The following is a 25787-nucleotide window of genomic DNA, read 5'->3' on the forward strand; positions in this document are numbered from 1 at the left end:
CCGCGACCGGATGTCCCGATCCCGGCGAAGGCCGTTGGTCGCGCAGTAGAAAGAGGTGGCGGAGCCGGCCTGTAAGCCGGGTTCTGTCGAGGACAGTCATTCCTCTAGGCGCACCGTCACCGGTACGCTCAAGCAACCTACCCGGAGACACCGCGGGCAGCGGCATAGTCTCCCTATTTGGTCTTGCTCCCGGTGGGGTTTGCCGTGCCGGTCCGTTGCCGGACTCGCGGTGCGCTCTTACCGCACCATTTCACCCTTGCCCGCATTCCACCTCACCTTGCGGCGAGGTTGGAACCGTTGGCGGTATCTTTCTGTTGCACTTTCCGTCGGCTCGCGCCGCCCAGGCGTTACCTGGCACCGTGCCCTGTGGAGCCCGGACTTTCCTCGGCACCCCGCAAGGGATGACGCGACTGTCCAGCCGACTCCGCCGCGCGCATTGTCGCACGCCGCGTCCAGCCGGCATGAGCCGGCCCGGCCGCCCGGGATCAGCTGCCGTAGAGCGCCTTGCGCGGCGCGCCGGTGATTTCCGCAGCCAGCCTGGCCGCCGCCGAGGGTGGCATGTGTGCCCCGAGCAGGGCGTAGACCCGCCGGCCTTCGAAGAGCCGGGCGTCGGCATCCTCGTCGGCGCCCTGCACCAGCAGCACGAATTCGCCCTTGCGCTGGTTGGCGTCGGCCTGCACTGCGGCCAGCAGCCCGGACAGGGTGCCGTCGAGCACGGTCTCGAACAGCTTGGTCAGCTCGCGCGCGAGCACGGCGGGACGGTCGGCGCCGAAGATCGCGCACAGGTCCTCCAGGCTCTCGACGATGCGGTGCGAGGACTCGTAGAACACCAGCGTGCGGGTCTCTGCCGCCAGCGGGCGCAGGCGCTCGCGGCGGGCCGCGGACTTCGCGGGCAGGAAGCCTTCGAAGGCGAAGCGGTCGCTGGCCAGGCCGGCCACGCTGAGCGCGGCGATCGCGGCGCAGGGGCCCGGCACGGGGCTGACCCGCACGCCGGCCGCGCGCGCGGCGCGCACCAGCCGGTAGCCGGGGTCGCTGACCAGCGGCGTGCCGGCATCGCTGACCAGGGCCAGCGACTCGCCGCGCAGCAGCCGCGCCACCACGCGTTCGGCAATCGCCTCCTCGTTGTGTTCGTGCAGCGCCAGCAGCGGCGTGGCGATCCCGAAATGCGAAAGCAACTGCCCGCTGTGGCGGGTGTCCTCGGCGCAGATGGCGGCCACGCCGCGCAGGACCTCCTGCGCGCGCGGCGACAGGTCGCCCAGATTGCCGATCGGGGTGGCGACCACGTGCAACGTGCCCGCCGCTGGCAGGCCGGTTGGGCCGACTGGCATCGTCTCTCCGGGGTTGGGACGCTAGAATCGCGATCATTGTCACCCGCGGAGCCCGCAGATGCGGCAGATGTCGAAATGGATGTGGAGTGTGGCCCTGGCGGCCACGCTTGCCGGCTGCAGCACGGTGCGGGTCGCGGGCACGGCGCCGGAAGCCGAGGCCGTCGCGCCGCCCGCGGTCAATCCGCACTGGAACTTCGACGCCACGCGCGCGCCGGCCGACCGCGACGGCTATCGCCCGCCGCGCAAGCTGGCGGTGCTGCTGCCGATGAGCGGCGAGCTGGCGACGGCGGCCGCGCCGGTGCGCGACGGGCTGCTGGCCGGCTATTACGCCGAGCGCCGCGAAAAGCCCGAACTGGTGTTCTACGACACCGCCGGCACCGCGTCGGGCGCGGTGGTCGCGCGCGATCGCGCGCTTGCCGAGGGCGCCGACCAGATCCTCGGGCCGCTGGGTCGCGACCAGGTCTCGACGCTGTTCAACGCGCCGCAGGCGGTGCCGCTGCTGGCGCTCAACCGCGGCAACACGGCCCCGCCCGCGAACGCTGCCGATTTCTCACTGGCGCCCGAGGACGAAGGCGCCGGGGCGGCGGCATTCCTGCTCGCCCGCAATGCCCGGCAGGTGCTGGTGCTGAGCAATGGCGATGAGCACGCGCGGCGCAGCGTCGAGACGTTCCGCACCCGGTTCGAGGCCGGCGGCGGCGCGATCGCGGGCACGCTCGCGATCACCGGCGACCAGCCCGGCGACCAGACCCCGGCGCTGCGCGCGGCCGCCTCGCGCGCGAGTGGCATCGACGCGGTGCTGATCGCCCTGCGCGGCAACGAGGCACGGCTGCTGACGCCGCAGCTGTTCGCCGCCGGCCTCGGCCAGAAGCTGCTCATCGCCACGTCGCAGCTGACCTCGGGCACCGGCAAGCCCGACGAGGACCGCGCGCTGGACGGTATCGCCTTCGCCAGCGAGCCCTGGACGACGGGCGGCATCGCCGCGCTGCCCTCGCCCCACACCCTGGCCGTCGACCTGCCGACCGCGCGCGGCCCGGCGGCGCGGCTGTTCGCCTTCGGCTACGACGGCTGGCTGCTCAGCGCATACCTGCAGCACCTGGCCACCGACCCGGCGGCGGGCGTGGACGGCGCCACCGGCCGGTTGAGCCTGGACGTTGGCGGCAACGTGGTGCGCATCCCCGCCTGGGCCACCTTCCGCAACGGCAGCGTGGTGCCGCTGGCCGGCGCCGGCGGCTGATCCGCGCGGCGACGCAATGGCGCAGTCACCACCGGCCCCTGCGCAAGACATGCGCGCCCGCGGCGCCGCCGTGGAAGCGGCCGCGGGCCGCCACCTGGCCGAGGCCGGCCTGCGCCCGGTCGCGACCAACGCCGCGGCACGGTTCGGTGAACTCGACCTGGTGATGCTCGACGGCCCGACCCTGGTCTTTGTCGAAGTGCGCTACCGGCGTTCGGACCGCTTCGGCGGCGGCGCCGCTTCGGTCGATGCGCGCAAGCGGCGGCGCCTGGTGCTGGCCGCGCGCCAGTTCCTGGCCACCCACCCGCGCCATCGCGACGCCCCGTGCCGGTTCGACGTGGTCGAGGCCAGCGGCGATCCGGCCGAGCCCGCGCTGAACTGGATCCGAGACGCGTTCCGCGCCGACGATGCCTGAGCATCCCGCTCCCGCCGCGGGCTTGGAACCGCCCGACTACGACCTGATCGAGGAAGCGGCGCTGCGCGCGGCCGGCGCGCTGAAGTGGGCCGTCTATCCCGACTGCATCGGCGCCTTCGTCGCGGAGATGGATTTCGGGATCGCGCCACCGATCGCCACCGCGCTGGGCGAGGCGATCGCCAACGGCCGCTGCGGCTATCCAACGCCTGCGCTGGCGGACGAACTGTCGCAGGCCTGCGCGCAGTGGCTGCACGAACGCTGCGGCTGGCAGGTCGATCCAGCGCGCATCCACGCCGTGGGCGACGTGCTGGGCGGGCTGGAGCTGATGCTGCGGCACTTCGTCGCGCCGGGCACGCCGGTGGTGCTGCCGACCCCGGCCTACATGCCGTTTCGGCCGCTGCTGGAGCTGCACGGCCACCGCGTGATCGAGGTGCCGCACTGCCGCTCCGGCGACGGCTGGTCGATGGATCTGGACGGCATCGGGCGCGCGCTGCGCGAGGGCGCCGGTCTGGTACTGCTGTGCAATCCGCACAACCCCACCGGGCGCGTGTTCGATATCGACGAGCTGCGTGCGCTGTCGAGCCTGGTGGAACTGCATGGCGCGCGCGTGTTCTCCGACGAGATCCATGCTCCGCTGGTGTATCCGGGCCGACGCCACCTGCCCTATGCCAGCGTGTCCGAGGCCGCGGCGCGGCATTCGGTCACCGCCGTCTCCACGTCCAAGGGCTGGAACCTGGCCGGGTTCAAGTGTGCGCAGCTGGTGTTCTGCAACGACGCCGACCTGGAGCGCTGGCGCGCGATGGCGCTGCTGGCCGGGCATGGCGTCGCGGGCCTGGGGATGATCGCCTCGGTCGCGGCCTATCGCGACGGCGGCCCATGGCTGGACCAGGTGCTGGGCTATCTGCAGCGCAACCGCGACACGCTGTCGGCGTGGATCGCGGCGCAGTGGCCCGAGGCGGGTTTCATCGCGTCGCAGGGCACCTATCTGGCGTGGATCGACTGTCGCCACCTGCCGCTGCCGGCGGACACGACGCCCGCACGCTTTTTCCTGCGACAGGCGCGCGTCGCGCTGACCGATGGGCGCGACTGCGGCGATGCAGGCGCCGGCTTCGTGCGCATGAACTTCGCCCTGCCGCGGCCGCTGCTGCTGGAGGCGCTGGAGCGGATGCAGGCGGCGGTCGCGGGATTGCGCTGACGCGCGCGGCCCGCCTGCGGGGAGAGGCGAGGACGCGAGTGGATCGACGCTGCCGTGCCCCCTGCCCCCACCGCATTGCCCCGCGGGCGTGTGAGCGAGCAACCGCATTGCGGAAGGCGGACAGCATTCTTGCCGCGGATTACGCGGATAAGCGCGGATAAGTACCTGGCTTGATTCGCGTTGATCCGCGCAATCCGTGGCAGAACAGCTTCTTGCAAGCGCCCGGCACGGACACGATGATGCTTCTCCCCGCCTCGCGCTACGCGAAATGCGCGTAGCCGCCGCGCGGTGGCTGCCAATGCTGGCCGTCCGGGTCGAGTGCGACCAGCCGCTGTCCGGCAGTGATTGCACCGATGCGGCTGACCGGCGTCGCAGCCTCCCGCAGCGCCTGCTCCACCGCATCGCGCGCGTCCGGCGGCGCAGTGAAGCAAAGCTCGTAATCGTCGCCGCCGCTGGCCTGCCACGGCCAGCGCACCGCCGCGCCGAAACGGGCCAGGGCGGGCGAAGCCGGCAGCGCGGCAAGCTCGATCCTGGCGCCGACGCCGCTCGCAAAGCAGACGTGGCCGAGGTCGGCCAGCAGTCCGTCGGAGACATCGATACAGGCGTTGGCGAGTCCGCCCAGCGCGCGCCCGGCCTCGATCCTCGGCGTGGGGCGATCGAGCCGCGTACGCATGCTGCGATCACTCACCGCGCCTGCCGCCATGGCCGCAAGCGCGCCCGCCGCATCGCCGAGGTTTCCGGTCACCCAGATGTCGTCGCCGGCACGCGCACCGTCGCGGCGCAGCGCGGCGTGCGGGGCAACGAGTCCATGGACCGCCACGCAGATCGACAGCGGCCCGCGCGTGGTGTCGCCACCCACCAGCGCGACCTGATGCTGCCGTGCAAGCGCGAGGAAGCCATCGAGGAAGCCGTCGACGAAGGTGGGATCCGGCCCGGGCAGCGACAGCGACAGCGTGCACCAGGCCGGCTGCGCGCCCATCGCCGCGAGATCGGAAAGATTCACCGCCAGCGACTTCCAGCCGATGTCGGCGGGCGCGGTGGCGGCGGGAAAGTGCACGCCGGCGTTGAGCGTGTCCATCGAGACCGCCAGCTGCATGCCGGGCGGCGGCTGCAGCAGCGCCGCGTCGTCGCCGATGCCGAGCACGACGTCGGGCCGGGTGGCGGCGCGGTCGCGGATGCGGGCGATGAGGTCGAATTCCATGCGGGGCCGGTGGCGCCTTCAGGCGCGATGGTTTGCTGCGGGTGGCGCGGCGCGTGGCGTGCGATCGCGGCTGAAGCCGCTCCTACAACGGGCGCCGGCCAGCCCGGTACTCCGGGCCTAGGTACGCGGGGACTGGACTTCGGCGGCGCGCCACTGGGCGGCGGCGCGGTCGAGCACGCTGTTGACGTAGGTGTGGCCGTGCTCGGAGCCGAAGCGTTTGACCGTCTTCAGCGCCTCGTCGATGACCACGCGATAAGGAACGTCGATCCGGTGCTGCAGTTCGTAGGCGGCAATGCGCAGCATCGCGCGCTCGATCGGGTCGACCTCTTCCATGGTGCGGTCAAGGAAGGGCTGCAGCGAAGCGTCCAGCGCCTTGTGGTGCTGGCCGACGCCCTGCACCAGCTCCTCGAAGTAGGCCAGGTCCGCGACTTCGTGCGCCTGTTCGTGGGCGAACTGCGCGATCGCGTTGTTCGCGTCCACGCCCGAGAGCTGCATGGCGTACACCGCCTGCAGCGCGCGCCGGCGCGAACGCGTGCGCGCAACCGGGTCGACGCCATCGCGACGCTGTGGCCCGCGGCTCACGACAGCTTCTCCTGCAGGTTGGCCATCTCGATCGCCACCAGCGCGCATTCCTCACCCTTGTTGCCGTGGCTGCCGCCGGCGCGGCGCTCGGCGTCCTCATGGGTGTCGACGGCAAGCACGCCGTTGGCCACCGGCACGCCGTGGTCGAGCGCCACACGCATGAGCGCCTCGCTGCAACCGTCGGCCACCTGCTCGAAATGGCGGGTGTCGCCGCGGACCACGCAGCCCAGCGCGATGATCGCGCGGTGGGCGGCGCCTGCCGCGAGCTGGCGCGCCGCCATCGGGATTTCCCAGGCGCCGGGCACGCGCACCACGTCGATCGCCGCTTCGTCCACGCCGTGGTCGGCAAAGGCCTTGCGCGCGCCGGCCACCAGCGAATCGGTGATCCGCGGGTTCCAGCGGCTGGCGATGATCGCGAAGCGGGCGCCGTCGGGAGCGCTCAGGTCGCCTTCGTAATGGCTCATGCCTGGGAAGGATCCGGAAAGGGGACAGGGATTCTAGCGCGGGCCGCTGGCGGGGACGTTGCGTGGAACCGCACGCACCCGGGATCGCGCCTTTGCCCCACCCCTACGGCGCGACGTACTCCACGATTTCCAGCCCGAATCCCGCCAGGCCCACCTGGCGCCGCGGCGTGCCCAGCACGCGCAGTTGCCCAAAGCCCAGATCGTGCAGGATCTGCGCGCCGGCGCCGTTGCGGCGCCATTCGCCGACGGTGCCGGACTTTCCGGGCTTGGCGGCCGGGCCCTGCTGGCGGATGCGCGCCAGCAGGACGTCCGGATCGTGCGGCTCGTCGAGCAGCACCAGCGCGCCGGCATCGTCCGCGGCCAGCATCGCCAGAACGTCGCCGGTCGCCACCCCGAAGTCGCCGCGCCGCCAGTGCAGCGCGTCGGCCAGCAGGTTGTGCGGCTGCACGCGCACCAGCGAGGCACGCGCCGGATCGGGCGTGCCGCGCACCATGGCGAAATGCAGCGCGTGGCCGACGCGGTCGCGGTAGGTCACCAGCCGGAACGCGCCATGCGGCGTGTCGATGTTGCGCTCGTCGACACGCTCGACCGTGTGTTCGGTCTCCAGCCGGTGCCGGATCAGGTCCTCGATCGAGCCGATCTTCAGGCCGTGCTCGCGCGCGAACACCTCCAGCTGCGGGCGCCGCGCCATGCTGCCGTCGGGATTGAGGATCTCGACCAGCACGCCGGCCGGTTCCAGCCCCGCCAGCTGCGACAGGTCGGCCGCAGCTTCAGTGTGGCCGCTGCGCGCCAGCACGCCGCCGGGTTCGGCCATCAGCGGGAAGATGTGGCCGGGCTGGGACAGATCGTCGGGTTTGGCGTCCGGACGCACCGCGGTGCGGATGGTGTGGGCGCGGTCATGGGCCGAGATGCCGGTGGTCACGCCTTCCGCGGCCTCGATGCTCACCGTGAAGTTGGTGCGGTGGCGCGAGGTGTTGGACTGCACCATCGGCGGCAGGCCCAACTGCCGACAGCGTTCGCGGGTGAGCGACAGGCACACCAGTCCACGCGCGTGGGTGACCATGAAGTTGATGTCCGACGGCCGCACCAGCTCGGCCGCCATGATCAGGTCGCCCTCGTTCTCGCGGTCCTCGTCGTCGACGATCACGACCATGCGGCCGTTGCGGATCTCTTCCAGCAGTTCGGGCACCGGGGCGAAGCTCATGCCTGTTCCTCCGCGCGCGCGGCCAGCAGGCGCTCGACGTGGCGCGCCAGCAGGTCGACCTCGAGGTTGACCGGATCGCCCTGCGCCGTCTGCGCGAAGGCGGTGTGTGCCAGGGTGTGCGGCACGAGGGTCACGTTGAAGCCATCGCCGTCCACGGCGTTGACCGTGAGGCTGACGCCGTCGACGCAGATCGAGCCCTTCAGCGCGATGTACTTCAGCAGCGGCGTTGGGGAGCTGAAGCGCCAGCGCTGCGCGCCATCGGCGACCGGCTCGATCGCGGCCACCGCGCCGACGCCGTCGACGTGGCCGCTGACCAGATGGCCGCCAAGCCGGTCGCCCATGCGCAGCGCGCGTTCGAGGTTCAGCGCGCGCCCTTCGCGTAGTGCGCCCAGCGTGGTCAGCGACAGCGTCTCGGCCGAGACGTCGGCCTCGAAATGCACGTCGTCGAAGGCCACCACCGTCAGGCAGGCGCCGTTGACCGCGATGCTTTCGCCCAGCTGGATATCGGCTGCGGCGAGCGTGCCGAAGGCGATGCGCAGCCGCGCATCGGCGTCGCGTGCTTCGCGCGAGGCCAGCGCGCCGATTCCCTGGATCAATCCCGTGAACATGGTCCGTTTCCCGCATGGCGGCAAACGCCCAAAGGGCGGGCCACGCACGGCAACGGCCGCGCGCGGTGGTCTTCTTTCATCCGGACTATGACCGTCGGCCCCGGAATCCGACCGGGTCTGCTGACCCCGCATGCACGGCGGCATGCGGGCGCTCGCGGGCTCGTGGATGCGTCGCGACGCGACCTTCCACCTACCGCCGGTGGGGACTTGCACCCCGCCCTGAAGACATCTGCATTGGTGAGTGCCGGCCTGCGCCGGCGTGCGCATTCTAGCGCAGCGCACCCTGCGACGCCCGCGCAGCGGCGGCCTCGCGGAAGCCCGACAGCACCGTGTCGATGACGCGCGTGGTGCGCGCGGCGGACTCACCGGTCGACGGACAGGCGCCCTCCCCGCGCAGTTGCGCCGTCAGCGTCTCCAGCAGTGGCAGCTGGATGTGGCGGGGATTGGCGATCTCGAAACGCTGCGTGCCATCGACGCGCTCAAGTTCGAGCGGCACCTCGTCGAAGGTGGCGAAGCGCAGACGGCCCGCATCGCCGGTGATTTCGACCAGGTCGCGCCGCGCATCGCTGCGGAAGCACCACTCGCCATCGCCCTCCACGCCGCCGGCATCGAACGACATCGACACGCGGTCCTCCGCCGGATACAGGCCAGCCGAGGACGCCTCTCCCGAGACCCGTACGAGTGGGCCGAGCAGGAGGTCCAGCAGGTCCAGCGTGTGGCTGCCGAGGTCGACGAACAGGCCGCCGCCGGAAATTTCCGGCCGCAGGCGCCAGGGCAGCGCCGCTGCATCGGCCAGGCTTGGATCAGGCACCCGGTGCACGCAGACGCGCACCCGGCGCGGCGTTCCGATGGCGCCGGCCGCAAGCAGCTCGCGCACCTTCAGAAAGCGGGGCAGCGCGCGCCGGTAGAAGGCGACGAACAGCGGAACGCCGGTCTCGCGGCTCACGGCCAGCATCGCGTCACATTCCGCCGCGTCCAGCGCCATCGGCTTTTCGACATAGACGGGCTTGCCCGCACGCATCGCGGCGATCGCGTAGTGCGCGTGGGTCGAGGGCGGCGTGGCCACGTACACCGCATCCACGCCCGGATCGGCGATGAGCGCGTGTGCGTCGTCGTACCAGCGCGGCACGCCGTGGCGTCGCGCGTAATCCTCAGCCCTGGCACGGTCGCGGCGCATCACCGCCACCAGCGACGAGCCGGTCGCCTGCTGCAGCGCCGGGCCGCTCTTGACCTCGGTGACGTCGCCACAGCCGATGATGCCCCAGCAGGTCATTGCCGCCTCCGGTTCTGCGCCCAAGGATTATTGACGCGTGGCTGCGCCGCGCAGCTTGCTCAGCCCGACGCCTGCGGCTGCATCCGCAGCCGCAGGTCCCCGCCGACGCGGCGTCCGTCGACGATCGTCATCCGCAGGGTCTGCGCCATCTCGGTGAAACCCAGGCCGCCGAACAGTGGCCTGGCCTTGTCGCCCAGCACCACAGGCGCGATGTACAGCAGCAATTCGTCGACCAGGCCGGCGCCCAGCAGCGCGCCGGCGAGCGTGGCACCGGCCTCCACGTGCGCCTCATTGACGCCGCGCTGCGCCAGCAGGGCCAGCACCGCATGCAGGTCGAACATGCCCGCCTTCACCGGCACCGCCGCGCGGTCGGCGACCAGCTCGCGCGGCGGCTTGATGTCCGGCGCGTGCAGGTACAGCGTCGGCGCATCGCCTTCGCGCACCTTGCCGCGCGCGACCGTGGCCAGGCCCGGGTCGAGCACCACGCGCAGCGGAGGCACGAACTCGCGTGGCTCGTCGAAACGCACCGTCAGCGAGGGATCGTCCGCCAGCACGGTGCCGGCGCCGGTGAGGATCGCGCCCGCGCGTGCGCGCCAGCGCATCACGTCGGCGCGCGCCGCCTCGCCGGTGATCCATTTCGATTCGCCGCTGGCCATGGCCGTGCGCCCGTCCAGGCTGCAGGCCAGCTTGACCCGCACCCACGGACGCCCGCGCTCGATGCGGGAAAGGAAACCGACGTTGAGCGCACGCGACTGCGTTTCCATCAGGCCGACCTCGACCCCGATGCCGGCCGCGCGCAGGCGCTCGAAACCCGCGCCGTCGACCTGCGGAAAGGGATCGCGCATCGCCGCCACCACCCGCGCAACGCCGGCCTCGATCAACGCGGCCGCGCAGGGGCCGGTGTGCCCGGTGTGGTTGCAGGGCTCGAGGGTGACGTAGGCGGTGGCGCCGCGGGCACGCGCGCCGGCAGCCTGCAGCGCGATGACTTCGGCATGCGGCCCGCCCTGTCGCCGGTGCCAGCCCTCGCCCACCACCTCGTCGCCATGCGCGATCACGCAACCGACCATCGGGTTGGGTTTGGTGGTCCATGCGCCGCGCTCGGCCAGCCGCAGCGCGCGCGCCATCATCGCGTGGTCGGTCGCGCTGAATCCGCTCATCCTGAAAAGCCCTTTTTGGCCACGGATCTGCGCGGATCAACGCGGATCAAGGCAAGGAACATATCCGCGTTCATCCGCGCAATCCGTGGCAGAAAAGCCGTGGGGGCATCAGCGCTTGCGGCCCTTGCCGCCGGGCTTGCCGAACGCCACGACTTCGCCGCCCAGCAGCGGCAGCTGGGCCTCGCCGGGCAGTTCGCGTTCGAGCCGGTCGAGCTCTTCGCGAAAGTCGGTGATGTCCTCGAACGAGCGGTACACCGAGGCGAAGCGCACGAAGCCGACGTGGTCGAGCTTGCGCAGTTCCGCGATCACGAATTCGCCCACGCGCCGCGAGGCCAGTTCGCGCTCGGTGGTCATGCGCAGCTGGTGCACCACCGCACGCACCGCCGCCTCGATCTGCTCTTCCGACACCGACCGCTTGTGCAGCGCGCGGTCCATGCTGGTGCGCAGCTTGCGCGCGTCGAACGGCTCGCGCCGTCCGTCGCCCTTGATGATCACCGGCAGCTTGAGTTCGATCGTCTCCAGCGTGCTGAAGCGCTCGCCGCAGGCTTCGCACTCGCGACGCCGCCGGATCGTCGCGCCGTCGTCGGACGCGCGCGAATCGATGACCTTGGTGTCCTGGTGCTGGCAGAAGGGGCAGTGCATCAGGCGTCGGGACTGTCAGCCGTAGACGGGGAACTGCCGGCACTGCTGGGTGACGCCCTCGCGCACGCGGGCAAGGACGGCCTCGTCCTCCGGCGCATCGAGCACGTCGCAGATCCAGTGGGCCAGCGTCGCGCAATCGTCCTCGCCATAGCCGCGGGTGGTGACCGCCGGCGTGCCGATGCGCAGGCCCGAGGTGACGAAGGGCTTCTGCGGGTCGTTGGGCACGGCGTTCTTGTTGACCGTGATGTGGGCCTTGCCCAGCGCTTCCTCGGCTGCCTTGCCGGTGATCGGCTTGCCGATCATGTCGACCAGCATCAGGTGGTTCTCGGTGCCGCCGGAGACGATCCTGTAGCCGCGCTCGATGATCACCTTGGCCATCGCCTGCGCGTTCTTCACCACCTGCGCCTGGTAGGTCTTGAACTCCGGCTCCAGCGCTTCCTTGAAGGCCACCGCCTTGGCCGCGATCACGTGCATCAGCGGACCGCCCTGGATGCCCGGGAAGACGATCGACTGCAGCTTCTTGGTCATCGCGTCGTAGCCGTCGCCCGCGCCTTCGCGGCTGGCGACGATGATGCCGCCGCGCGGCCCGCGCAGGGTCTTGTGCGTGGTCGAGGTCACCACGTGCGCATGCGGCACCGGGTTGGGGTACACGCCGGCGGCGACCAGGCCGGCGACGTGCGCCATGTCCACGAACAGCAGCGCGCCGATCTTGTCGGCAATGGCGCGAAAACGCGCCCAGTCGATCTTCTGCGAGTAGGCGCTGAAGCCCGCAACCACCATCTTCGGCTTGTGCTCCACGGCCAGCTTCTCGACTTCGTCGTAGTCGATCAGGCCTGCGTCGTTCACGCCGTACTGCACGGCGTTGAACAGCTTGCCCGAAGCGTTGACCTTGGCGCCGTGGGTCAGGTGCCCGCCGTGCGCCAGCGACATGCCGAGAATGGTGTCGCCCGGCTGCAGGAGTGCGAAATACACCGCCTGGTTGGCCTGCGAGCCCGAGTGCGGCTGCACGTTGGCGTAGTCGGCGCCGAACAGCTGCTTGAGGCGGTCGAGGGCGAGCTGCTCGGCCACGTCGACGTATTCGCAGCCGCCGTAGTAGCGCTTGCCCGGGTAGCCTTCGGCGTACTTGTTGGTCAGCTGGCTGCCCTGGGCCTCCATCACCCGCGGGCTGCAGTAATTTTCCGACGCGATCAGCTCGACGTGGTCCTCCTGGCGCCGGACCTCCGATGCGATCGCGGCGGCGAGTTCGGGGTCGTAACCTTCGATACGTGCGTCGCGGGAAAACATCGTGGCTCCGGGGCAACGGGGGGACCCCCCGGATTGTACCCGCCCGGCCGCGCAAAGGCTTGGCGTCGCACGCGCAGCGGCGCGGACCGGAAATGAAAAACGCGCCCCGGAGGGCGCGTTCGTGCGGGATCGGCGGGTTCGGCCGCTCAGCGCAGCAGGAGATCGGCGATGACGCCAGTGGCGATGGCCACCAGCAGGAAGTCGCCGTGGTCGTCGCGCATCCAGCGGTGGCCGCGTGGCGGATGGCGCAGGCCGTGGCCGTAATAGTCGTTCACCACGTAGATCGGCCGCTGGTAGTGGTGCACGTAGCCGCCACGGGCCCAGCGCGGCGGTCCGGCGTGCCGCGGCGCCGGGTGGTAGTGGCGGACCACGGGGCGGTGGTGGACGACCACCGCCGGGCGCCGGTCGCGGCCGTTGTAGCTGTAGCGGTCGTCACGACGGTCGTAGCGGTCGCCGCGGCGCGCCTGGCGGTGGTCGCGACGGTGATCGCGGTTGTCGCGGCGGTTGTCGCGGCGGCTGTCGTGTCCGCGGCGATCATGGTCGCGGTGGCCATGGCCGCCGCGGCGGTCGTTGTCGGCCAGCGCGATGGCCGGGGCGGCCGCCGTCGCGAGCGCCAGCATCAGGGCGGTGCCCCACTTGAGTCCGAGATTCATGCCTTCCTCCAGGTCGCGGTCCGCGCCGTCCGCACCCGGGTCGGCGTCCAGGTGACTATCGGTCGCCGCAGCTGAACAAGCGCTCCCCGCAGGGGCCTGCGCGCCGCCGGCGTTCACTCCTGTTTAACGACTGCTCAGGCCGGCCCGAAGGCGGCGCTGCCGCTATAATCCCCTGTTCCCGATCGATCCTGCCGGTCCGCGCCCTTGGCGCGGGTCTCGGCCGCGTGCAACCCGGAGTTCCCATGTCGTCGCAGTACATCTACACCATGAACCGCGTGTCCAAGGTGGTCCCGCCGAAGCGGCAGATCATCAAGGATATCTCCCTGAGCTTCTTCCCCGGCGCCAAGATCGGCCTGCTGGGCCTCAACGGTTCGGGCAAGTCGACCGTGCTGCGGATCATGGCCGGCGTCGACCAGGACTTCGAGGGCGAGGCCCGCCCGCAGGCCGGGATCAAGGTCGGCTACCTGGAGCAGGAGCCGCAGCTCGACCCCACGAAGACCGTGCGCGAAGCTGTCGAGGAAGGCGTGGGCGAAGTGCTGCAGGCGCAGGCGCGGCTGGACGAGGTCTACGCCGCCTACGCCGAGGAAGGCGCCGACTTCGACGCCCTGGCCAAGGAGCAGGAGCGGCTGGAAGCGATCCTCGCCGCGGGCGACGCGCACACGCTGGAGAACCAGCTGGAGGTCGCGGCCGACGCACTGCGCCTGCCGCCGTGGGACGCGGTGATCGGCAAGCTCTCGGGCGGCGAGAAGCGCCGCGTCGCGCTGTGCCGCCTGCTGCTGCAGAAGCCGGACATGCTGCTGCTCGACGAACCGACCAACCATCTCGACGCCGAGTCGGTGGAGTGGCTCGAGCAGTTCCTGGCGCGCTACACCGGCACCGTGGTCGCCGTCACCCATGACCGCTACTTCCTCGACAACGCGGCCGAGTGGATCCTCGAGCTCGACCGCGGCCGCGGCATTCCGTGGAAGGGCAACTACACCGAGTGGCTGCAGCAGAAGGAAGACCGGCTGAAGCAGGAGGACAACCAGGAAAAGTCGCGCCAGAAGGCGATCCAGAAGGAGCTCGAGTGGGCTCGGCAGAACGCCAAGGGCGGCCGCTCCAAGGGCAAGGCGCGCCTGGCGCGCATCGAAGAGCTGCAGTCGGTCGACTACCAGAAGCGCAACGAGACCAACGAGATCTTCATCCCGCCGGGCGAGCGCCTGGGCAACAAGGTGGTCGAGTTCAAGAACGTTTCGAAGCGGTTCGGCGACCGCCTGTTGATCGACGACCTGAGCTTCATGGTGCCCGGCGGCGCGATCGTGGGGATCATCGGTCCCAACGGCGCGGGCAAGTCGACCCTGTTCAGGATGATCACCGGCCAGGAAAAGCCGGACTCCGGCACGATCGAGATGGGCCAGACGGTGCAGCTGGCTTACGTCGACCAGAGCCGCGATACGCTGGAAGGCGACAAGACCGTGTTCGAGGAAGTGTCCGGCGGCCTGGATATCCTCAACATCAACGGCACCGAAATCCAGTCGCGCGCCTACATCGGCCGCTTCAACTTCAAGGGCCAGGACCAGCAGAAGCGCGTGGGCTCGCTCTCGGGTGGTGAACGCGGACGCCTGCACATGGCCAAGACCCTGCTGCAGGGCGGCAACGTGCTGCTGCTCGACGAACCGTCCAACGACCTGGACATCGAGACCCTGCGTGCGCTGGAAGACGCGCTGCTGGAGTTCCCGGGCAACACCTTCGTGATCAGCCATGACCGCTGGTTCCTTGATCGCATCGCCACCCACATCCTCGCCTTCGAAGGCGACAGCCACGTGGAGTTCTTCCAGGGCAACTATCGCGAGTACGAGGAAGACAAGCGCCGCCGCATGGGCGACGACGCCGGTCCCAAGCGCCTGCGGTTCAAGGCGCTGAAGTGACGGCACGCGCAACGCGCGTGCTGTCATCCCGAGCGCAGCGAGGGATCCCGGGCAGATCGTCATTCCCGCTAAAGCGGGGATCCAGCGTCTTTGCCCCGGATGCATGAATGACACTGGGCCCCCGCCTTCGCGGGGGCAACGGGAAGCGCGATGACCTTCACCGACAAGCTCTGCACACGCTGGCATGACGCCGACAGCCTGCTCTGCGTCGGCCTCGATCCGGACCCGGCGAGGTTTCCCACTGGCATGGTGGACGGCCCGGACCGGCTGTTCGACTTCTGCCGCGAGATCGTGGATGCGACCGCGCAGTTCGCGTGCGCGTTCAAGCCGCAGATCGCGTATTTCGCCGCGCATGACGGCGGCGAGGATGCGCTGCAGCGACTGCTGGCGCACATCCGCGCCGCGCATCCGGACCTGCCGGTGGTCCTCGACGCCAAGCGCGGTGACATCGGCAGCACCGCGCAGCAGTACGCAGCGGAGGCCTTCGACCGCTACGGGGCCGACGCAGTCACGCTCAATCCGTACATGGGCCGCGATTCGGCGGACCCGTTCCTGCAGCGCAGCGACCGCGGCTGCATTTTCCTGTGCCACACCTCCAATCCGGGCGCACGCGACTTCCAGGAACTCCTGGTCGACGGCCAGCCGCTGTACCAGCACATCGCGCGCACCATCGCCGGCGAATGGAACGGCAACGGCAACTGCGCGCTGGTGGTGGGCGCGACGTTCCCCGGCGAGCTCAAGCGTATCCGCGACATCGTCGGCGACATGCCGCTGCTGATCCCGGGCGTGGGCGCGCAGGGCGGCGACATCGAGGCGGTGGTGCGCAACGGGACGACCGCCGATGGCACCGGGCTGATGATCAACTCCTCCCGCGGGATCCTGTATGCCTCTGGCGGCGCGGATTATGCGTCGGCGGCGGCGGCGGCGGCAAAGTCATTACGGGACGAGATCAACCGCTATCGCTGAGCGGTGCGGGGCGCATGGGCCTGGCCGTTCGTAGGAGCGGCTTCAGCCGCGATCGCTCTCTCCGACTCGAAGAATCCGAAAGTACGCTCGCGGCTGAAGCCGCTCCTACAGGGGGGCGGGGGTGCGGGGGACGTCGAACACCTGCCGCAGGTAGGACAGGTAGGCCGGGTCGTCGCACATCGTCTTGCCCGGCGCATCGCTGAGCTTGGCAACGGGCTGGCCATTGCAGCGGACCATCTTCATCACGATGCCGAGCGGCTTTGGCCCCAGGTCGTTGGTGAGGTTGGTGCCCACGCCGAACGACATCAGGCAGCGGCCCTTGAAGTGCGCGTACAGCCGCATGACCTCGTCGATGTCGAGCCCGTCGCTGAACACGAAGATCTTGTTGCGCGGATCGACCTTGTTCGCGGCCAGGTGCGCGATCAGGCGTTCTCCCCAGGCCACCGGATCACCCGAGTCGTGGCGCATGCCGTCGAACAGCTTGCAGAAGTACATGTCGAAGTCGCGCACGAACGCGTCCAGCCCGATCACGTCGGTCAGCGCGATGCCGAGGTCGCCGCGGTACTCGCGGGCCCAGCCCTCGAACGCGGCCACCTGCGAATCGCGCAGGCGCGGACCCAGCGCCTGGTAGGCCTGCAGCCATTCGTGCGCCATCGTGCCCTGCGCGACCAGGCCGTGGCGACGGGCCAGGTCGACGTTGCTGGTGCCGGAGAACTTCTCGCCAAAGCCCCGCACCAGGCGCGGGATCAGCGCTTCGTGCCAGGCGCGCGACCAGCGCCGGCGCGTGCCGAAATCGGTGATGCGGCAGTCCTCGTAGCCGACCGCATCGTTGATCCGGTCGAGCTTGGCCTGCAGCCGGCGCAGTCCTTCGGCCTCGTCGGGCGCGCCGAAGGTGTCGCGGAAATGGACCTCGTTGATGATCGCCAGCAGCGGCACCTCGAACAGGATGGTGTGCAGCCAGGGGCCCTTGACCTCCAGCTCGATCGCGCCGGGCTCGGCGTCGGACGCGCGCAGGGTGACGTACTTGCGCTGCAGCCGGAACAGCGCGAGGAAGTCGACGAAGTCGGACTTCATGAAACGCAGCCCGCGCATGTAGTCCAGTTCGTCGCTCGACAGGCGCAGCGTGCACAGGTGGTCGATCTCCTCCGAGATCGCATCGATGTGCCGCGCGAGGTCGACGCCGGGCGTGCGGCAGCGGAAGCGGTATTCGGCCTGCGCGCCGGGGTGCTGGTGCAGCACCGCCTGCATCATCGTGAACTTGTACAGGTCGGTGTCGAGCAGGGATTCGATCACGGTCATCGTTGTTCCGGGCTGGTACGACACTCTATCGATCCGGCCCACATTTTGTAGGAGCGCCTTCAGGCGAGATCGCATGCACGGTCCCGTCGAACGTCCGTTCGCGGCTGAAGCCGCTCCTGCAACGTGCTGACCGGATCAACGGTTGGTCCTGTCAGGCCTTCGCCCACTGCCGCAGCGCCGCCAGCGGGAACCGCAGCCAGATCGCCGACCAGACCGCCACCCGCGCCGGCCACGACACCTGCGCGGCATCGAACTTGCGGAAATAGCGCCACAGCCCGCGGTGCTTGTGCCACTCCACGAACAGCGGCCGCGAGCGGCTCGACACCCCGCGCAGGTGCAGTACGCGCACGTCGTTGGCCACGGCGACGCGCGCGCCCGCCTCCCGCGCGCGGCGACACAGGTCGAGGTCCTCGGCATGCAGGCGGTAGCCGGTGTCGAAGCCGCCGATGCGGTTGAACAGCGCGCGCGGCATCAGCATCAGCGCGCCGGACACCGCATCGACGCTCTGCACGGCGGTACTGTCGTCGGGCATGACCGCCAGTTCCCGCGCACCGCGATCGTGCAGCATCGCGGCGAAGGCGGGATCGCGGCGGCGGGCCGCCGCATCGCGCTGGTCGTGCTCGTCCACCAGGTCCGCGCCGAGCAGGCAGTTGCCGCCAAGCGCGGTGGCATGGTCGAGCAGGCGCGAGAGCGCATCGGCTTCGAGCAGGCAGTCGGGATTGACGAAGGCCAGCCAGGCGGCGTCGCTGTCGCGCGCGCCCTGGTTGCACGCGACCGAGAATCCGGGGTTGTCCGGGTTGCCGATGAAGCGCAGGCGCGGGTCGAGCGAGGCGTGACGCTGGACCAGTGCAAGCGTCTGATCGGTGGAGCCATTGTCCACGATGCGAATCTGGCGCACGCCACGCGCCGCGCGCAGGCGTGACAGGCAATCGTCGATGGTGGCTGCGCTCTGGTAGCTGACCACGATGGCGGCGATGCCGGGACCCTCGGACATCAGCCGACCTCCGCGGACGTGGCGGGATCGGCGCCGGCGTCGCGATCTTCATCGGGAACCGGAAACAGCTCCTGCTGCAGGCGCGGCCCCTCCGCATCGGCGTTCCGCTGCACGAGCTGTTCGCGAACCTGCCGCAGCGGGTCGTCCATCAGGAAGTTCGCCAGCCGCGGGTGCCAGCCGGGCCAGCGCGCGCCCAGAGCATCCATGTCGCCATCGGCCGGCCCGCCCTCGCCGCCGCGCGCGACGAAGGCGGTTTCGCACAGCACGTTGCGCCAACCCAGGCCAGACAGGCGCAGCGACAGATCGATCAGCGCGGCGTACCAGGAGCGGTAGCTGGCGGCGTCGAGGCCGCCCGCCCTGCGCCGTGCGCTGCCGCGCAGGATCACCGCGTGCGCGACGGCGGCCGGCAGTTCCGGATGCAGCGGCGGCATGGCCGCGCAGGCGCGCGCGATGTGGCCAGCGTCTGCAGGCATCGGCGACACCTCCCCGACCCGCGGCCATGCCGCCACTTCGCCGGCGTTGCACCAGGGCGTGGCGCTGGCGATCGATGCATCGCGCGCGAAGCAGGCGGCCAGCTGCGCGGCCCAGCCCGGCGCCGGCACCGCATCTGGCGCGAGCACGATCGCGTCGGCATCGCCGCAGGCGGCCAGCATCTGGTCGATATGCGCGACCTCTCCGAGGCGGCGGTCGCGGCGGGTGTAATCGGCCTGCAGCGGCGTGTTCGCCAGCCAGCGCTCGATGATCGCCAGCCCGCGCGGACCGGCCTGGGCGTCGTCGGCCAGCCACACGCGCGTGCCCGCCGGCGTTCCGGCATCGAGCGCGGCCAGGCAGGCATCGAGCGCGTCATCGTCCGCGCCGACCGGCAGCAGCACGACCGGTACGTCAGCCATGTGGGTCATCGCACGCGTCCACGCGCATTCAGTCCTGCTTGGCCCGGTTCAGCGGCTCCATCGCGCGGAAGCGGCGGCTGTATTCGTCGGTCAGGGTGCGCGCCTCGTTGACATCGCGAATGATGGTCGGCGTCAGCAGGATGATCACCTCGGTCCGCGAGGTGCTGGATGTCTGCCGTCCGAACAGACCTCCCAGCACGGGAATCCGGCTGAGGCCCGGGAAGCCCGCCGAACCGCGACCGACCTGGTCGCGGATCAGGCCCGCCAGCATCACCGTATCGCCGCTGCGCACCGCCGCCTCGGTCTTCATCTTGCGCGTGTCGATGCGCACGTTGCCGTTCTCGTCGGCGGTCGCCTGGTCGCCCGGGGTGCTGACTTCCTGGACGATGTCGAGGAACACCATGCCGTCGCTGGTCACGCGCGGCCGTACATTGAGGATCGTGCCCGTCTCCAGGTACTGCACCGAGGTGAAGCTGTTGTCGCTGCCCAGGATGGGATTGACGCTGACCGTCGAGATCGGGATGCGGCTGCCGACGTTGAGCGTGGCCTCGGCGTTGTTGCGGGTCATGATGGACGGCGACTGCAGCACGCGAAGATCGGTCACTTCGTCCAGCGCGCTGATGATCGCGGCCGCATTGCGCCCGAGGAAAGTCCAGGACAGCCCGGGGCCCACGCCGCCCGTGGTCGAGCCGGCGACGTTGCCCGCAATCGCACTCCAGGTGGTGCGGCCTTCCGCCGACGGCAAGCCGGCATCGGTCACCGCCCGCTCGAAGAACCAGTTCACCCCGTAGCGCAGGTCGCCTTCCAGCACGACCTCGGCGATCTGCGCCTCGATGTGCACCTGCAGCGGCATCACGTCGAGCCGCTCGACCACTTCCCTGATCGACTTCCACGCCGTGGGCGTGGTCCGCACCAGCAGCGCATTGGTCTCGTCGAGCGCGGACACGCCGACGCGGTCGCCCTCGATCTCCAGCGTGACGCCGCTGGCGCCGCCGCGGTCCTGGCTCAGCGACAGCGAACCGCCGCCCGAGCCCGAACCCGAGCCGCCCATGCCCGAATCCATCGAGCCCATCGAATCACCGCCGCCGAACTTGGCGCCGTCGCCGCCGGTGCCGCTGCCGCTGCCGATCATGGCAGGCGTCAGCCCCGGCATCAGCGAAGGCCCGCCGCCATCGCCGCCGGAACGCCCGGAGCTGCCGCCGAACACTTCCGACAGGCGCTCGGCCAGGTCGCGCGCGCGGATGTACTTGAGCTCGTACGAGTACAGCCGCGCGCCGGCACCAGCGCTGTCAATGCGCTCCAGCCAGTCCTGGATGTCGTCGAGGTAGTCCGGCTGCGGGGTGATCACCAGCACCGCGTTGGCGCCTTCCAGCGGCATGAAGCGGAACATGCCCGCCACCGGCGACTTGCTCTGCTCGCCGAACACCTTTTCAAGATCGGCCACGACGCGCGTGGCCTTGCCGCTCTGCAGCGGAAACACGCCCACCGACATGCCCGACAGCCAGTCCACGTCGAAGATCTCGATCGTGCGCAGGTAGTTTTCCAGCTCCACGCGCGAACCGGACACGGTGATGGTGTTGCGGCCATTGTCGGCCGCAACGATGGCGTTGGGGCGCGCATAGGGTTCGAGCACCTTCTCCATCTCGGTGGCGGAGATGTAGCGCAGCGGCACCACCCGCACCTCGAAGCCGCGCGCAGCGGCGGCGCCGCCGGTGCGGGGCGCGACGGTGCCCGAGGGCAGCGCCGCATCGGCCGGCACGATCTGGTACATGCCGCCGCTGTAGACCATGCGCGCGTTGTTGTCGGCCAGCGCGCGCTCGAGCAGCACGTAGGCCTGGGCCGGGCTCACCGTGCGCGGCGTGGCCAGCGTCACCGTGCCCTGCACGCCCGGGGCGATGGTGTAGTTCTGGCCCAGCATGTCGCCGAGGATGGCCTTGACCACCGCATGCAGCGGCTCGCCCTCGAAGTTGAACGAGGCCTCGCCGCTGCTGCCGCCAAGGTTGGGCGGCGCGGCCGCGGCCGCGCCCTGGTTGATGACCTGGCCGCTGCCGCGGCGGATCTGTGCGCGCGGGCCTTCGTCATCCTCTTCCAGCGGCTCGGCCTGGATGCCGGCCTGACCGGGCGCGGCGGCCGCGGGCGGACGCTGCTGCGCCCGCGAGACCGTTGGCGAGGGCATCGAGGCACAGCCGGCCAGCAACATGGACAGGAAGGCCGCGACGGCGGATTGGCACAGGGATCGTGAGGTCATCGGCGCAGTCTATTGGTTCTCGTTGGCGGGCTGGCCCGAACGCGCCCGGTCTTCCTGGCGCAGCCGGGCGCGGCGTTCCTCGATGCGGCGGCGGATCATCTCCACCTGCTCCTGCGCCGCTTGCTGCTGGGCCGCGGCCGTTGCGGCGTCCGCAGGGGCGGCGGCGCCCATGGCGTCCTCATCGGTTTTTTGGGACGGCTGCGATCCACCGGTTGCGTGCGGGGCGGCGCCCACGTCGCCCTCGACCATCCCCGCCGACGCCGCGACGTTGGCCCCGGGCGTGGAGACCGGCGAGGACATCGGGGTCGGTGCCTGTCCGCCGCTGCCGTCGAACACCCGCAGCTCCAGGCTGCGCTCGCCCTCCGGCCCGGCGAATACGGCGCTGCGCGCCGCGACCGACTGCAGCACCCAGCCGGGCGCGGCATCGGGCGCGCCGCCCAGCTTGACCCGCACCGGCTCGCCACCGCCGGCCGGCTGCAGGATCACCATCTGCAGCGCCGGCGTACGCAGCACGCTGCTCAGCACGTAGTCGAAGTCGTTGCTCGCGCCCTCGGCCTCGCCCATCGGATCGATCGCGAACGGCTGCGGCCTGCGGTTGTCGGTGAACAGCGGACGCGCGGCGACATCGGCGTACTGCGCCATCGGACCAAGCCGTTGCGCGCCGGGCGCAGCCGGCTCCGGCAGCGCCTGGTGCAGCGAGGGATCGTCGTCGAGGCGATCGATGCTGCCGCCCATGCCGAACATCGCCAGGATCCAGACGCACAGCGCCCAGCCTGCCAGCCCGGCGTACAGCCAGGTGCGCGCACCGACGTCCTCAGCGCGCATCGGCGGCCACCGTTGCGGGCGCGGGCTGCAGGTAACCGTACAGGTCGAAGCTCGCGTCCACGCCGCCGCCGCTGCCCTGGTTGCCGCTGAACTGGTAGCGCTGGGCAAGGATGTTGAGATTGTCGACGAACAGCCGCGGCGAGCCGCTTTCCAGCGAATGCAGCACCGCGGCGAGTTCGGCATTGCCGCAGGTCAGCCGCACCTGCACGGTGGCGCGCGGGAAACGCTGCTGGCGCGAGTCGTTCATCGGCTGGCGGTTGCTGATCGCGCAGCTGCGGTTGCCGGGGCTGGCCTCGACCACGGCCTGTTCCAGCCGCTGCACCAGGGCCGAGGTCGCCAACTGCACGTTGGCCTCGGCCATGAAGCCCGGCGCGCTGCCGGCCGCGGCGCGCGCGGCTTCCAGGCGTTCGCGCACCTCGGGCGCCTGCTGCAGTCCTGTTCGCGCGCGCAGGTCTCGCTCGCGCAGGCCTTCGATGCGCGCGTTGGTCTCGAGCATGGGCACCGTCCACCACGGATGCACCAGCAGCAGATAGGCGAGCGCCAGCACGCCGGCCAGGATCGCCAGCGCCAGCCAGCGGTCGCGGCTAGTGACCTCCGGCTGCATCGCTCGTCTCCGCGGTGGACGCCGCCACGCCGGGGCTGGCATCGGCCACGGTCAGGGTGGCGGTCAGGGTGAAGCGGTCCATGCGCGTGCGCGGATCAGGCTGCAGCGCGCCGGCCAGGGTCGGCTCGGACCACAGCGGCGAACCCTGCAGCCGGGCGACCAGGGCGGAGGCCTCGCGGCTGAGGCCGATCAGCAGGATGCGGTCGCCTTCCACCGACAGCTTTTCCAGGAAGGTGTCGTCGGGCAGGCGCCTGGCGAGTTCATCCATCACCTCGACCATCGTCGGCCGGCCCGCGCGCGCGTCGCGCAGGAAGGCGCCGCCTTCGATCAGATCGAGCAGCTGGCGCTTTTCCAGCGAGGCGCTGCGCGCGCGCTCGACTTCGGCTTCGACCTGCTGCGCGAAGAAGTCCGCCGCCGCCCCACGATTGGCCAGCATCTGCCACATGCCGGCAAGCAGGGCCAGCAGCGCGACCAGCAGCAGGATCAGGTTGCGGCCGCGCGCGGGATCCTCGCGACGGCTGCGCCCGGCATCGCTGGCGAGATTGACGCCGAGCGGAATGCCGTCCGCTTCGGCCACATCGACGCCGGCGAGGGTCGAAGCCAGCGGGCCGACCCCGGCCAGCGCGGCATCGAGCGTCGCGCGCGGCACCACCACAAGTTCGGCTTCGATCTGGTCGCCGCCACGGCGGCCGAGCGGCCGCGCGTCGTAGCTCACTTCGGCCGCGGTGAAGGGCGTCTGCCGGTCGATTTCGAAACCCAGCACTTCGCGCAGCCGCTCGCCGGCCGCCGCAGGCAGGGTCAGACGCCGGCGCAGCACCGCCGTGCCCGGCAGCAGCAGCCAGCGCGGGACCCGCGCCATCGCCGGCGACAGCAGCCGCGCCAATGGATCACCCTGTTCCGACAGCTCGCGCGCAAGCGGAAGGTCGGCCAGCATGCGCACGCCGTCGCCGCGCCACAGCGACAAGCGCAATCCTTCCCCGACCGGCTCCAGCAGCAACCGCTGCGGCGAGAGTCCGAACAGGTCTCGCACGCGCGCCGGCAGCCATGCCGCCAGCGAGCGCGTCCACCACTGGCGGAAGCCGCGCAGGCGCGGGCGCAGCGAGCCGTCGACACGGCGCAGACCGCCGCGCAGGGCGGACGGCGTTGCTGTGGATTGTTCGACCACGGCCATCATCGCGGTGACGCGCCCTCCTCCCATCTCATGACCGTGAATGCGGATCCGGGCACGCCGCTGGGCCCCAGCCGGATCACGGCGCGCAGGACGGATTGCCGCCCATCCCTGAGCCGTGCATGGCTGTCGATACTATACGTGCCGCTGCCTGCGCCCACGAACGAGGCATCCCCGGGCTGCGGTGGGCGTTCACGCCCCGCCAGCACGGGTGCGACGTCGATGCCCATCGATTGCAGCACCGCCGACGTGGCGAAGCGCGCATCCGCCACCGGCAGCCCGCTGAAGATGGTCAGGTGCGGCGCCAGTTTCGCGAACAGCGCAGGCGTCATGCCCAGCACCTGCTCCACTTCGGCCACGGTTTCGAACGGCGCGTCCTTGGCGCCCCAGGCCAGGCCGGCGGCGGCGTACTGCGGATCCTCGGCGCCGCCCTGCGGCTGGGTCATGTCGTCCGCATCGCGCCAGTCCACGATCGCGGCCGCGACCGCGTCGGCCTGCTGCGGCTCGGCGCCGACTGCGCGCATCAGCGCCGACAGGCTGGCGCCCTCGGCGGCGTTGAGGTCGAGCTTGCCGGACTCGTCGACGATGCGGACCTCGATCTGCGCATCGGCAAAGCGCCAGCGGTACGGGCGGCCGTCGGGCAGCCACTGCAGGCTCGGATCGGGCACCGAGACACGCGTGGCCGCGTATTCGAGGCCCGCGCGCGCAGCCTGCGCCGCAACCAATCCGCTGCCCAGGGTGCGCCCCTGCATGTATTCGGTGCGCGCCGTCATCGCGAACGCACCGATCAGCGCCGCCAGCAGCGCGATCAGCCACAGCACCAGGATCAGCGCGGCGCCGCGGGCGGATGCGGGACAGGGCCGCCTCACGGCACCATCCCGCCTAGGCGCTGCGGCAGCATCACCACCAGCGGCGGCCAGGCGCCGCCGCTGCGGCTAGCCAGCTCCACCGACACCTGCAGCGGCAGCATGTCCACCTGCTCCCAGGTGTCGGTCCATTCGCCGAGCAGCCCGTCCTCGCCGAGGCCGCGGTAGCGGAAGCGCGCTTCGGCCAGGTCGGGCACCAGGGTTTCGGGCGGGCGCGCGTCGCCGTCCTCGATCGTGCCGCCGCTGACCGCCATCGCGAACGAGACGGCCAGCCGCGTTCCGCCTTCGCCATCGAGCACCGCGACATCGTGCAGGTGCGGCCCGCCGCGGCCGAGGTAGTTCGGCAGGTCGGCGACGAAGCGGATGCGGTCGGGTTCGCCGATGAAGCGGACCATGCGGCCGCTGTCCTCATCGATGGCGAACGCGATCGGCGCGGCCGAGGCCAGGCGTCGCCGCAGGAATCCGTCGACCGCGCGCATGCGCTCGCTGCGCGCGGCGATCAACTCGCCGCGTTCCACCGTCGCGGTCGCGGCGCGCAGGGTGGAGAAGGCCAGCGCCAGGCCGAGCGCAAGCAGGGTGGTGGCGAGCAGGATTTCGATGAGGGTAAAGCCGCGCTGCGAGCCACGGGCCGGCGGCGTGTAAATGGTGCCGTCGCCGCGCCGCGAACCACTGGCCGGCGACCGGCAAACGAGGCCGTCGCCACGGCTGATGCCAGTGAATAGCCTACCGGTACCGCCAGAAGTTGAACCAGGATGCGCATGATCCCGACCAACGTCGATGCAT

At 70.8% G+C, this 25787-nt stretch carries 25 protein-coding genes, 1 other RNA gene and 1 riboswitch; of the genes, 5 read left to right on the plus strand and 21 right to left on the minus strand.

Going from position 1 to position 25787, the window contains the following annotated elements; genetic code table 11:
* Nucleotides 1-56: 56 nt before the first annotated feature.
* Both rnpB and rsmI read right to left on the minus strand, forming a co-directional pair.
* An RNA gene (gene rnpB / locus ACW5EG_RS11325) (RNase P RNA component class A) lies at nucleotides 57-426 on the minus strand.
* A 59-nt stretch (nucleotides 427-485) separates the two neighbouring features.
* Nucleotides 486-1307 carry a 16S rRNA (cytidine(1402)-2'-O)-methyltransferase gene (gene rsmI, locus ACW5EG_RS11330; protein WP_457019574.1) on the minus strand — a complete coding sequence of 274 codons (822 nt, stop codon included), beginning with the start codon at nucleotides 1305-1307 and terminating at the stop codon, nucleotides 486-488.
* Between the two features lie 79 nt (nucleotides 1308-1386).
* On the opposite strand from rsmI, the gene ACW5EG_RS11335 reads away from it, so the two are divergent.
* Genes ACW5EG_RS11335 through ACW5EG_RS11345 form a run of 3 tightly spaced genes read left to right on the plus strand, consistent with a single transcriptional unit; the run spans nucleotide 1387 to nucleotide 4169 of the window.
* The gene (locus ACW5EG_RS11335; protein ID WP_457021496.1) at nucleotides 1387-2562 is read left to right on the plus strand and encodes a penicillin-binding protein activator; all 1176 of its coding nucleotides are present in this window, start codon (nucleotides 1387-1389) and stop codon (nucleotides 2560-2562) included.
* 49 nt (nucleotides 2563-2611) lie between these two features.
* Nucleotides 2612-2974, plus strand: a complete 363-nt coding sequence (locus ACW5EG_RS11340; protein ID WP_457019310.1) for a YraN family protein — start codon at nucleotides 2612-2614, stop codon at nucleotides 2972-2974.
* 22 nt (nucleotides 2975-2996) lie between these two features.
* On the plus strand, nucleotides 2997-4169 hold the full coding sequence (locus ACW5EG_RS11345; protein ID WP_457021498.1) for a MalY/PatB family protein: 1173 nt from the start codon (nucleotides 2997-2999) through the stop codon (nucleotides 4167-4169).
* A gap of 259 nt (nucleotides 4170-4428) precedes the next feature.
* Here the strand turns inward: ACW5EG_RS11345 and thiL are convergent, their stop codons facing one another.
* From thiL to ACW5EG_RS11395, 10 genes are all read right to left on the minus strand, one after another.
* The gene (gene thiL / locus ACW5EG_RS11350; protein WP_457021500.1) at nucleotides 4429-5370 is read right to left on the minus strand and encodes a thiamine-phosphate kinase; all 942 of its coding nucleotides are present in this window, start codon (nucleotides 5368-5370) and stop codon (nucleotides 4429-4431) included.
* A 117-nt stretch (nucleotides 5371-5487) separates the two neighbouring features.
* Nucleotides 5488-6000, minus strand: a complete 513-nt coding sequence (gene nusB / locus ACW5EG_RS11355; RefSeq protein WP_457021502.1) for a transcription antitermination factor NusB — start codon at nucleotides 5998-6000, stop codon at nucleotides 5488-5490.
* Nucleotides 5949-6416: a 6,7-dimethyl-8-ribityllumazine synthase gene (gene ribH / locus ACW5EG_RS11360; protein ID WP_457019304.1), complete on the minus strand. Its 468-nt coding sequence runs from the start codon at nucleotides 6414-6416 to the stop codon at nucleotides 5949-5951. The genes nusB and ribH overlap by 52 nt, the downstream gene beginning before the upstream one ends.
* A gap of 103 nt (nucleotides 6417-6519) precedes the next feature.
* The gene (gene ribB, locus ACW5EG_RS11365; RefSeq protein WP_457019303.1) at nucleotides 6520-7620 is read right to left on the minus strand and encodes a 3,4-dihydroxy-2-butanone-4-phosphate synthase; all 1101 of its coding nucleotides are present in this window, start codon (nucleotides 7618-7620) and stop codon (nucleotides 6520-6522) included.
* Nucleotides 7617-8228 carry a riboflavin synthase gene (locus ACW5EG_RS11370; protein WP_457019301.1) on the minus strand — a complete coding sequence of 204 codons (612 nt, stop codon included), beginning with the start codon at nucleotides 8226-8228 and terminating at the stop codon, nucleotides 7617-7619. The genes ribB and ACW5EG_RS11370 overlap by 4 nt, the downstream gene beginning before the upstream one ends.
* Nucleotides 8229-8292: 64 nt before the next feature.
* Nucleotides 8293-8459: riboswitch (FMN riboswitch) on the minus strand.
* Between the two features lie 37 nt (nucleotides 8460-8496).
* The gene (locus ACW5EG_RS11375) at nucleotides 8497-9501 is read right to left on the minus strand and encodes a Gfo/Idh/MocA family protein (protein WP_457019300.1); all 1005 of its coding nucleotides are present in this window, start codon (nucleotides 9499-9501) and stop codon (nucleotides 8497-8499) included.
* A 59-nt stretch (nucleotides 9502-9560) separates the two neighbouring features.
* On the minus strand, nucleotides 9561-10658 hold the full coding sequence (ribD, locus tag ACW5EG_RS11380; RefSeq protein ID WP_457019298.1) for a bifunctional diaminohydroxyphosphoribosylaminopyrimidine deaminase/5-amino-6-(5-phosphoribosylamino)uracil reductase RibD: 1098 nt from the start codon (nucleotides 10656-10658) through the stop codon (nucleotides 9561-9563).
* A 108-nt stretch (nucleotides 10659-10766) separates the two neighbouring features.
* Nucleotides 10767-11300, minus strand: a complete 534-nt coding sequence (nrdR, locus tag ACW5EG_RS11385; protein ID WP_457019297.1) for a transcriptional regulator NrdR — start codon at nucleotides 11298-11300, stop codon at nucleotides 10767-10769.
* A 15-nt stretch (nucleotides 11301-11315) separates the two neighbouring features.
* A complete protein-coding gene (gene glyA / locus ACW5EG_RS11390) occupies nucleotides 11316-12584 on the minus strand; it encodes a serine hydroxymethyltransferase (RefSeq protein WP_457021504.1) in 1269 nt (422 codons plus the stop codon).
* A gap of 146 nt (nucleotides 12585-12730) precedes the next feature.
* Nucleotides 12731-13237, minus strand: a complete 507-nt coding sequence (locus ACW5EG_RS11395) for an RcnB family protein (RefSeq protein WP_457021506.1) — start codon at nucleotides 13235-13237, stop codon at nucleotides 12731-12733.
* Between the two features lie 242 nt (nucleotides 13238-13479).
* Between ACW5EG_RS11395 and ettA the strand changes: the two genes are divergently transcribed.
* Nucleotides 13480-15144: an energy-dependent translational throttle protein EttA gene (ettA, locus tag ACW5EG_RS11400; protein ID WP_457019294.1), complete on the plus strand. Its 1665-nt coding sequence runs from the start codon at nucleotides 13480-13482 to the stop codon at nucleotides 15142-15144.
* A 150-nt stretch (nucleotides 15145-15294) separates the two neighbouring features.
* Nucleotides 15295-16110, plus strand: a complete 816-nt coding sequence (pyrF, locus tag ACW5EG_RS11405; RefSeq protein ID WP_457021508.1) for an orotidine-5'-phosphate decarboxylase — start codon at nucleotides 15295-15297, stop codon at nucleotides 16108-16110.
* A gap of 105 nt (nucleotides 16111-16215) precedes the next feature.
* On the opposite strand, the gene pncB is transcribed toward pyrF, so the two are convergent.
* The 9 genes from pncB to ACW5EG_RS11450 all read right to left on the minus strand — a co-directional run bounded on the left by pncB (nucleotide 16216) and on the right by ACW5EG_RS11450 (nucleotide 25648).
* Nucleotides 16216-17409, minus strand: coding sequence for a nicotinate phosphoribosyltransferase (pncB, locus tag ACW5EG_RS11410; protein ID WP_457021510.1), 1194 nt, complete (start codon nucleotides 17407-17409; stop codon nucleotides 16216-16218).
* Nucleotides 17410-17560: 151 nt separating this feature from the next.
* On the minus strand, nucleotides 17561-18403 hold the full coding sequence (locus ACW5EG_RS11415; protein ID WP_457019290.1) for a glycosyltransferase family 2 protein: 843 nt from the start codon (nucleotides 18401-18403) through the stop codon (nucleotides 17561-17563).
* Complete coding sequence (locus ACW5EG_RS11420) at nucleotides 18403-19293, minus strand: glycosyltransferase family 2 protein (protein WP_457019573.1); 891 nt, start codon at nucleotides 19291-19293, stop codon at nucleotides 18403-18405. Before ACW5EG_RS11420 ends, ACW5EG_RS11415 begins: the two co-directional genes overlap by 1 nt.
* Nucleotides 19294-19321: 28 nt before the next feature.
* Complete coding sequence (gene gspD, locus ACW5EG_RS11425) at nucleotides 19322-21541, minus strand: type II secretion system secretin GspD (protein ID WP_457019289.1); 2220 nt, start codon at nucleotides 21539-21541, stop codon at nucleotides 19322-19324.
* A gap of 9 nt (nucleotides 21542-21550) precedes the next feature.
* Nucleotides 21551-22366, minus strand: a complete 816-nt coding sequence (locus tag ACW5EG_RS11430; protein ID WP_457021511.1) for a hypothetical protein — start codon at nucleotides 22364-22366, stop codon at nucleotides 21551-21553.
* Nucleotides 22356-22970, minus strand: a complete 615-nt coding sequence (gene gspM, locus ACW5EG_RS11435; protein WP_457019286.1) for a type II secretion system protein GspM — start codon at nucleotides 22968-22970, stop codon at nucleotides 22356-22358. The genes ACW5EG_RS11430 and gspM overlap by 11 nt, the downstream gene beginning before the upstream one ends.
* On the minus strand, nucleotides 22951-24168 hold the full coding sequence (locus ACW5EG_RS11440; RefSeq protein WP_457019285.1) for a PilN domain-containing protein: 1218 nt from the start codon (nucleotides 24166-24168) through the stop codon (nucleotides 22951-22953). Before ACW5EG_RS11440 ends, gspM begins: the two co-directional genes overlap by 20 nt.
* A complete protein-coding gene (locus tag ACW5EG_RS11445; RefSeq protein ID WP_457021513.1) occupies nucleotides 24141-25007 on the minus strand; it encodes a general secretion pathway protein GspK in 867 nt (288 codons plus the stop codon). The genes ACW5EG_RS11440 and ACW5EG_RS11445 overlap by 28 nt, the downstream gene beginning before the upstream one ends.
* A complete protein-coding gene (locus ACW5EG_RS11450) occupies nucleotides 25004-25648 on the minus strand; it encodes a prepilin-type N-terminal cleavage/methylation domain-containing protein (protein WP_457021806.1) in 645 nt (214 codons plus the stop codon). Before ACW5EG_RS11450 ends, ACW5EG_RS11445 begins: the two co-directional genes overlap by 4 nt.
* Between the last annotated feature and the right edge of the window lie 139 nt (nucleotides 25649-25787).

The organism is Luteimonas sp. A611 (genome assembly GCF_054072715.1).

Coding starts and splice junctions, on each gene's coding strand:
- ACW5EG_RS11335 (WP_457021496.1), top strand. CDS start 1,387: ATGCGGCAGATGTCGAAATGGATGTGGAGTGTGGCCCTGGCGGCCACG.
- ACW5EG_RS11340 (WP_457019310.1), top strand. CDS start 2,612: ATGCGCGCCCGCGGCGCCGCCGTGGAAGCGGCCGCGGGCCGCCACCTG.
- thiL (WP_457021500.1), bottom strand. CDS start 5,370: ATGGAATTCGACCTCATCGCCCGCATCCGCGACCGCGCCGCCACCCGG.
- nusB (WP_457021502.1), bottom strand. CDS start 6,000: ATGCGCGCTGGTGGCGATCGAGATGGCCAACCTGCAGGAGAAGCTGTC.
- ribH (WP_457019304.1), bottom strand. CDS start 6,416: ATGAGCCATTACGAAGGCGACCTGAGCGCTCCCGACGGCGCCCGCTTC.
- ribB (WP_457019303.1), bottom strand. CDS start 7,620: ATGAGCTTCGCCCCGGTGCCCGAACTGCTGGAAGAGATCCGCAACGGC.
- ACW5EG_RS11370 (WP_457019301.1), bottom strand. CDS start 8,228: ATGTTCACGGGATTGATCCAGGGAATCGGCGCGCTGGCCTCGCGCGAA.
- ACW5EG_RS11375 (WP_457019300.1), bottom strand. CDS start 9,501: ATGACCTGCTGGGGCATCATCGGCTGTGGCGACGTCACCGAGGTCAAG.
- ribD (WP_457019298.1), bottom strand. CDS start 10,658: ATGAGCGGATTCAGCGCGACCGACCACGCGATGATGGCGCGCGCGCTG.
- nrdR (WP_457019297.1), bottom strand. CDS start 11,300: ATGCACTGCCCCTTCTGCCAGCACCAGGACACCAAGGTCATCGATTCG.
- glyA (WP_457021504.1), bottom strand. CDS start 12,584: ATGTTTTCCCGCGACGCACGTATCGAAGGTTACGACCCCGAACTCGCC.
- ACW5EG_RS11395 (WP_457021506.1), bottom strand. CDS start 13,237: ATGAATCTCGGACTCAAGTGGGGCACCGCCCTGATGCTGGCGCTCGCG.
- ettA (WP_457019294.1), top strand. CDS start 13,480: ATGTCGTCGCAGTACATCTACACCATGAACCGCGTGTCCAAGGTGGTC.
- pyrF (WP_457021508.1), top strand. CDS start 15,295: ATGACCTTCACCGACAAGCTCTGCACACGCTGGCATGACGCCGACAGC.
- pncB (WP_457021510.1), bottom strand. CDS start 17,409: ATGACCGTGATCGAATCCCTGCTCGACACCGACCTGTACAAGTTCACG.
- ACW5EG_RS11415 (WP_457019290.1), bottom strand. CDS start 18,403: ATGTCCGAGGGTCCCGGCATCGCCGCCATCGTGGTCAGCTACCAGAGC.
- ACW5EG_RS11420 (WP_457019573.1), bottom strand. CDS start 19,293: ATGGCTGACGTACCGGTCGTGCTGCTGCCGGTCGGCGCGGACGATGAC.
- gspD (WP_457019289.1), bottom strand. CDS start 21,541: ATGACCTCACGATCCCTGTGCCAATCCGCCGTCGCGGCCTTCCTGTCC.
- ACW5EG_RS11430 (WP_457021511.1), bottom strand. CDS start 22,366: ATGCGCGCTGAGGACGTCGGTGCGCGCACCTGGCTGTACGCCGGGCTG.
- gspM (WP_457019286.1), bottom strand. CDS start 22,970: ATGCAGCCGGAGGTCACTAGCCGCGACCGCTGGCTGGCGCTGGCGATC.
- ACW5EG_RS11440 (WP_457019285.1), bottom strand. CDS start 24,168: ATGGGAGGAGGGCGCGTCACCGCGATGATGGCCGTGGTCGAACAATCC.